General features: G+C 74.2%; 7 protein-coding genes. 5 read left to right on the top strand and 2 right to left on the bottom strand.

Annotation, left to right across the window (positions count from 1 at the left end; all coding sequences use genetic code 11):
• Window positions 1–342: 342 nt before the first annotated feature.
• Window positions 343–1329, bottom strand: a complete 987-nt coding sequence (locus HOY81_RS26470) for an alpha/beta fold hydrolase (protein ID WP_237323241.1) — start codon at window positions 1327–1329, stop codon at window positions 343–345.
• Window positions 1330–1496: 167 nt separating this feature from the next.
• Here HOY81_RS26470 and HOY81_RS26465 point away from each other — a divergent pair, with 167 nt between their 5' ends.
• From HOY81_RS26465 to HOY81_RS26450, 4 genes are all read left to right on the top strand, one after another.
• Window positions 1497–1733 carry a hypothetical protein gene (locus HOY81_RS26465; protein ID WP_237323240.1) on the top strand — a complete coding sequence of 79 codons (237 nt, stop codon included), beginning with the start codon at window positions 1497–1499 and terminating at the stop codon, window positions 1731–1733.
• 159 nt (window positions 1734–1892) lie between these two features.
• On the top strand, window positions 1893–2519 hold the full coding sequence (locus HOY81_RS26460) for a TetR/AcrR family transcriptional regulator (RefSeq protein ID WP_237323239.1): 627 nt from the start codon (window positions 1893–1895) through the stop codon (window positions 2517–2519).
• 160 nt (window positions 2520–2679) lie between these two features.
• Entirely contained in the window at window positions 2680–2907 is a 228-nt protein-coding gene (locus tag HOY81_RS26455) for a DUF3107 domain-containing protein (RefSeq protein WP_237323238.1), read from the top strand.
• A gap of 282 nt (window positions 2908–3189) precedes the next feature.
• A complete protein-coding gene (locus HOY81_RS26450) occupies window positions 3190–3483 on the top strand; it encodes a hypothetical protein (protein WP_237323237.1) in 294 nt (97 codons plus the stop codon).
• 30 nt (window positions 3484–3513) lie between these two features.
• Here the strand turns inward: HOY81_RS26450 and HOY81_RS26445 are convergent, their stop codons facing one another.
• Window positions 3514–4251 carry a ferritin-like fold-containing protein gene (locus tag HOY81_RS26445; protein WP_237323236.1) on the bottom strand — a complete coding sequence of 246 codons (738 nt, stop codon included), beginning with the start codon at window positions 4249–4251 and terminating at the stop codon, window positions 3514–3516.
• Window positions 4252–4707: 456 nt separating this feature from the next.
• Between HOY81_RS26445 and HOY81_RS26440 the strand changes: the two genes are divergently transcribed.
• Window positions 4708–6254 (top strand): DEAD/DEAH box helicase (locus tag HOY81_RS26440; RefSeq protein ID WP_237323242.1); only part of this gene is annotated, 1547 nt, incomplete at its 3' end.

Below are 6254 nucleotides of genomic sequence, written 5' to 3'. Positions count from 1 at the left end.
CGGGGTGGGGGGCGCGCCGTGCCGCGCCGGGCACCGGCGTGCCCTGTGGCGGCGTGCCCTGCGCGGGCCGGCCGCGGGACGGCGCCCCGTACCCGGACCTCCCCTGTGACGGCGTCCCGTACCCAGGCGTGCCGTGCGGCGGGGTGCCGGGCACCGGCGTGCCCCGCGGCGGTGTGCCGTACGCCGGGGTGCCCTGCGGCGGCGTCCCCTGCGGCGGCGTCCCCGGGGCCGGGGTGGCGCCGGGCCGCGGGGCCGGCGCGACCGGGGACGGGGCCGCCTCGCCCACCACGGGCGTCGCACCGGTGTCCCCGGGGCCGCCCCGTTTCCGGCTGTGGCGCCCCACTACTCCCCCTTCGTGCTGTCGTCCGGGCGGCCGGTCTCCGCGAGCAGCCCGCGGATCGCGTCCGCCACGACGTCCGGGTACTCCATCATCGCGACATGCCCGGCCTCGGGCAGCATCAGCAGCCGCGAGGACCGGAACGCGGCACTGGCCCGTCGCGCCATGCGGGGGGCGACGAGCCGGTCCCGTCCACCGTAGACCAGCAGCGTCGGCGCGAATACCCGCTCGGCCTGTCGCCAGAGCGCGTGCTGGCCGCCGAGCGTGTAGGCGTTCACCACGCCGCGGGCGGAACGGCCCAGCGAGTCCCAGAAGTACGGCAGCCGGAGCCGGCGTTCGTACTCCCGGACCGCCACCGCGAAGTCCTCGGCGGAGACCCGGCCGGGGTCGCCGTAGCAGAGCGCCAGCACCTCGCGGGTGCGGCGCTCGGCCGTCCAGTCCCTGGTCAGCCGCCGGAAGAGGGCCGTCGCCCCGGGCACGGCGAGCAGCGCCGTGGGCACCGCGGAGCGCTGCGGGCGCAGCTCGGGCAGGGCCGGCGAGACGAGGGTGAGGGTACGCACCAGGTCGGGCCGGAGCGCGGCGACCCGGGTGACCACGGCGCCGCCCATCGAGTTGCCGCACAGATGCACCGGCCCGCGCCCGGAGGCGTCCAGGAGGCGCACGACGGCGCGGGCGTGCCCCGAGAGCGAGTAGTCGCCGTCGTCCGGCGGCGGCGAGTCCCCGAAGCCGGGAAGGTCGACCGCCTCGCCGGCCACGCTGTCCGCGAGCTGCTCCAGCAGCGCGGACCAGTTCTGCGAGGAGCCGCCGAGGCCGTGCACGAAGAGGGCCGGCGGCAGCCCCTTGGCCGCCGGTGTGCGGCTGCGGACGGAGAGCGTCAGGCCGGCCAGCGGCACGGTGCGCAGGGTCTCGCCGTCGGCGACCTGAGGTCTGCTGAGCGGGGGGACCAGGTGGGGGGCGGCGGCACGCAGGTCCGGTTGATCGGTCGACGCCATGGGGGCAATGTTACGAGACGATCACGCAGCCGCTGTGTGGCCACCGTCACAGCAGGGCGCCGAACGCCTCCGCCGGCGGGCCGGGGGAGCGTTCCACCACATGGCGCTCGGCCGCCCGCCCTTCTAGGCTCGAATGCGGGGCGCTCGCCCTGGAAAGGGGAGTCAACATGTCTGTTGACCCGACCGATCCGGATCTCACGGAGAACCAGTACGACGGCTACGACGCTGACGAGCCCGAGGAGGAGCAGATCGAAGCACCCGAGGCGGACGCCGCCGAACAGCATGCCGAGCTGCTCCAGCAGCGGGACCTGCCGATGACCGAACGCAGGCCGCACGAGGTGGACCCGGCGGACGCGGCCGAGCAGGCCCGGGTGGTGGAGCTGGATGAGGACGACTACCGCTGAACCGCTCCGGAGCCCTCGCGCGGGGCGTCCGCTCCGTGAAATTCTTCGACCGCGACGCGCGCTCTGCTGTTACCCGAAAGTACGATGGCCTGCGCAGCGCATACCGCGCGCAGACGACACGTCCCCTGGCGCCGCCGGGGAGGCACCAGGGAGGCGAGCGTGACAGCGATCGAGCACACAGCCCAGGCGCGTCCGCGAGGCACGCGCCTGCCGCGCAGGGCGCGACGCAACCAGCTCCTGGGCGCCGCGCAGGAGGTCTTCGTCGCGCAGGGCTACCACGCGGCGGCCATGGACGACATCGCGGACCGCGCCGGGGTCAGCAAGCCCGTGCTGTACCAGCACTTCCCGGGCAAGCTCGACCTCTACCTGGCGCTGCTCGACCAGCACTGCGAGGCCCTGCTCCAGGCGGTCCGCAACGCGCTGGAGTCGACCACCGACAACAAGCAGCGGGTTGCGGCGACGATGGACGCCTACTTCGGCTTCGTGGAGGACGAGGGCGGCGCCTTCCGGCTGGTGTTCGAGTCCGATCTGACCAACGAGCCGGCCGTACGGGACCGCGTCGACCAGGTGAGCCTGGACTGCGCCAAGGCGGTCAGCGAGGTGATCGCCGAGGACACCAAGCTCCCCTCCGACCAGTCCATGCTGCTGGCCGTCGGCCTGTGCGGCATGGCGCAGATCACCGCCCGCTACTGGCTCGGTGCGGGCCAGCGGATCCCGCGGGACGCTGCGGCGCGGCTGATCTCCTCGCTCTCCTGGCGGGGCATCGCCGGGTTCCCGCTGCAGTAGCCGCGGCGGGCGGCCGGGCGCCGTGCCGGGTCGCCGTGCCCGGAGGCGCCGTGTTCGCTGTTGGCGTGCGGCGGTGCTCGTCGGCCCGTGCCCGCGGGGGGCTAATCTTGCTGCGTACGGCGCGGCTGACCGCGCACCCCGAGGTTCGGAGGGACAGGCCGTGGAGGTCAAGATCGGCGTGCAGCACGCGCCCCGCGAGATCGTCTTCGAGAGCGGGCAGAGCACCCAGGAGGTGCAGAGCGCGGTGGAGGCGGCGCTGGGCAAGGCCGGTTCCGTGCTCACCCTGGAGGACGAGAAGGGCCGCAAGATCATCGTGCCGTCCGACCGGCTGGCCTACGTGGAGATCGGCGAGCATTCCGGTCGCAAGGTGGGCTTCGGCGCGATCTGACGCGGGTCGCGGCGCGCAGGACGCCGGGGGTGCGGGACGACCGTCCCGCACCCCCTTTTCCCTGTCTCCGCCCCCTGCGGCCGGGGGCGTGCCGACCCCTCTCCCGGGGATGTCCGCCCGTACGCGCTCCGTGCGCCCGCGTCCGGGCCCCGGCCCCGCGGTCGTACACCGAACGGTCGCCTCCCGTACGCGCGAAGTTCACCCGCGCCGCAGTTTCGTCACACCGTGTCCCCGGGTAGTACCGGATCGTCCTGTTCCGCACCAACGGCTCGGGAGGTCCGCATGCTCTGGGAAGCGCTCGGCTCCGTGATCCTCGGCCTCGCCCTCGCGGGCGCCGCCGCCCGGTGGCTCCCCGGTCGTTTCCCGCACCGGCCCCTGCTGCTGGCCACCGGCCCCGTCGCGGCGCTGCTGGGCGGGCTGATCACCCGCGTCGTCACAGGCCCGGGCCACCCCGTGGCGGTGCTGACCGTCGCGGCCGCCGTCTGCGTCGCCCTGCTGTCGCTGCTGCACGGGGGCGGCTCACGCTCCCCGCAGGTGCGGCACACCGGGGTGGCCGCGCCGCCGCCGGCGCACTGACGGGGACGCCCGGGCGGTCGCCCCGGCGGTTCAGGCGGCGAGCCCGAGCGCGGCCATCCGCTTGGTGTGCGCCTCGGTGATCCGGGAGAACATCTTGCCGACCTCCGCCAGGTCGAAGCCGTCCGCCAGCCCCCCGACCAGCATCGTGGAGAGCGCGTCCCGCTCCGCGACGACCCGCTGTGCCTGGGAGAGCGCCTCGCCCATGAGCCGGCGCGCCCAGAGCGCCAGCCGGCCGCCGACCCGCGGGTCGGACTCGATCGCCGCCCGGACCTTCTCCACCGCGAAGCTGGAGTGCCCGGTGTCGTCCAGGACCTTCAGCACCAGCGCCCGGGTGTCGGTGTCCAGACGCACGGCGACCTCGCGGTAGAAGTCGGAGGCGATCGAGTCGCCCACATACGCCTTGATCAGTCCCTCCAGCCAGTCGGAGGGCGCGGTCTGGCGGTGGAACTCGTCCAGCGGCGCCGCGAACGGCTCCATCGCCGCCGTCGGGTCCTCGTCGATCTCCGCGAGCCGCCGCCGCAGCAGCTCGAAGTGCTGGAACTCGGCCGACGCCATGGCGGCGAGCTGCGCCTTGTCGGCCAGCGAGGGCGCGAGCTTGGCGTCTTCCGCCAGCCGTTCGAAGGCGGCCAGCTCGCCGTAGGCCAGCGCGCCGAGAAGATCCACGACCGCGGCCCGGTACTGTGGTTCGGCGGCGGCCCGCGCCCAGTCCCGGGCGGCGGTCCCGGCCGGCTCGGCGGCCTCGGAGGGGTGTGTGTCAGGCGTCTCCATGCCGAGCACGATAGCCCTCCCGACCAGGAACGGGAGACCCCCGCCCCGGCCCCGGTCGACCCGCCCGGGGCCGTCCGTGACGATCGACCCGGTACAGATGCACGGATCCGGGGTACAGTGATAAGGGTGCCCGCCGGGAAACGGTGGGCTCCGTGATGACATGCATGGTCATGACGTGCATGTCATGTCACGCATATCGCGGATGCCCGGTCGGTGGCCCGATCGGCTCCGACTGACAAGCCCTCATACGTGGCCCGGTGCTCCCCGCACGGGGCCGCACCGCAAGGAGGGACCGCTCGCGCGTACCGAGCGCTTGAGCGAGAGCTAGTGGTCCCGCACCGCAGGCGGACCCGGGCCGACAGGCCGCCGCCACGGGTGCGGTACTGACCCGCCTCGCTCCGCCGGGCACCGCCCCGGTGCGCACGTCTCGGCCCGCGTCACACAGAAGAGGCAAGCATCCTGTCCACCACGTTCCGAGAACTCGGCATCCTTTCCGAGACGGCCGAGGCCCTGGAGGCCGTCGGCATCACGACTCCGTTCCCGATCCAGGAGATGACGCTCCCGGTGGCCCTCGCCGGCACCGACGTCATCGGCCAGGCCAAGACCGGCACCGGCAAGACCCTCGGCTTCGGCCTGCCGCTCCTGGAAGCCGTCACCGTCCCCGTGGACGTCGAGCTGGGCCGCGCCAAGCCCGAGGAGCTCACCGACGCGCCGCAGGCGCTCGTCGTCGTGCCCACCCGCGAGCTGTGCCAGCAGGTCACCAACGACCTGCTCACCGCCGGCAAGGCACGGAACGTCCGCGTCCTGTCCATCTACGGCGGCCGCGCGTACGAGCCGCAGGTGGAGGCCCTGCAGAAGGGCGTCGACGTGGTCGTCGGCACCCCGGGCCGGCTGCTCGACCTCGCCGGGCAGCGGAAGCTCGACCTGTCGCAGGTCCGCGTCCTCGTCCTGGACGAGGCCGACGAGATGCTCGACCTGGGCTTCCTGCCGGACGTCGAGAAGATCATCCAGCAGCTGCCCGTGCAGCGGCAGACCATGCTCTTCTCGGCCACCATGCCCGGCCAGGTGATCTCGCTCGCCCGGCGCTACATGAGCCAGCCCACGCACATCCGGGCCACCGCCCCGGACGACGAGGGACAGACCGTGGCCAACACGGCACAGTTCGTCTTCCGGGCGCACTCGCTGGACAAGCCGGAGATGGTCGCCCGCATCCTCCAGGCCGAGGGCCGCGGACTGGCGATGATCTTCTGCCGTACGAAGCGCACCGCCGCCGACATCGCCGAGCAGCTCACCCGCCGCGGCTTCGCCGCCGGCGCCGTGCACGGCGATCTCGGCCAGGGCGCCCGCGAGCAGGCGCTGCGCGCCTTCCGCAACGGCAAGATCGACGTGCTCGTCTGCACCGATGTCGCAGCGCGCGGCATCGACGTGGACAACGTGACGCACGTCGTCAACTACCAGACGCCCGAGGACGAGAAGACCTATCTGCACCGCATCGGCCGTACCGGCCGGGCCGGCGCCTCCGGCACCGCGGTGACCCTGGTCGACTGGGACGACATCCCGCGCTGGCAGCTCATCAACAAGGCCCTGGACCTCGGCCTCGCGGAGCCCGAGGAGACCTACTCCACCTCACCGCACCTCTACGAGCGGCTCGGCATCCCCGAGGGCACCAAGGGGATACTGCCGCGCACCGAGCGCACCCGGGCCGGGCTGGGCGCCGAAGAGGTCGAGGACCTCGGCGAGACCGGCGGCCGGGGCCGCGGCTCCGGCGGCTCCGAGCGGGAGCGCCCGCGCCGCACCCGCCCCCCGCGGCAGCGGCGGCGCACGCGTGGCGGCCGTCCGGTGGACGGCGCAGCGGACGCACCGCAGGACGGCGGGTCCACGGACTCCGGCTCCCGGCGTTCCGGCTCCGCGGCGGCCACGGCGGACGGCGAGGCCGACACCGCGGCACCCCGCACCCCGCGCCGCCGGCGGCGCACCCGCGGCGGCCGGGCCGGCACCGCGCC

This window comes from Streptomyces sp. JJ36 (assembly GCF_021696945.1).
In the GTDB taxonomy this organism is placed as follows: Bacteria; Actinomycetota; Actinomycetes; order Streptomycetales; family Streptomycetaceae; genus Streptomyces.
This window is presented reverse-complemented; position numbering and strand designations above follow the sequence as displayed.

What these genes read in the sequence shown, in the direction of transcription:
- HOY81_RS26465 (WP_237323240.1), top strand. Translation starts at nt 1,497, where the DNA reads ATGTCTGTTGACCCGACCGATCCGGATCTCACGGAGAACCAGTACGAC.
- HOY81_RS26470 (WP_237323241.1), bottom strand. Translation starts at nt 1,329, where the DNA reads ATGGCGTCGACCGATCAACCGGACCTGCGTGCCGCCGCCCCCCACCTG.
- HOY81_RS26450 (WP_237323237.1), top strand. Translation starts at nt 3,190, where the DNA reads ATGCTCTGGGAAGCGCTCGGCTCCGTGATCCTCGGCCTCGCCCTCGCG.
- HOY81_RS26445 (WP_237323236.1), bottom strand. Translation starts at nt 4,251, where the DNA reads ATGGAGACGCCTGACACACACCCCTCCGAGGCCGCCGAGCCGGCCGGG.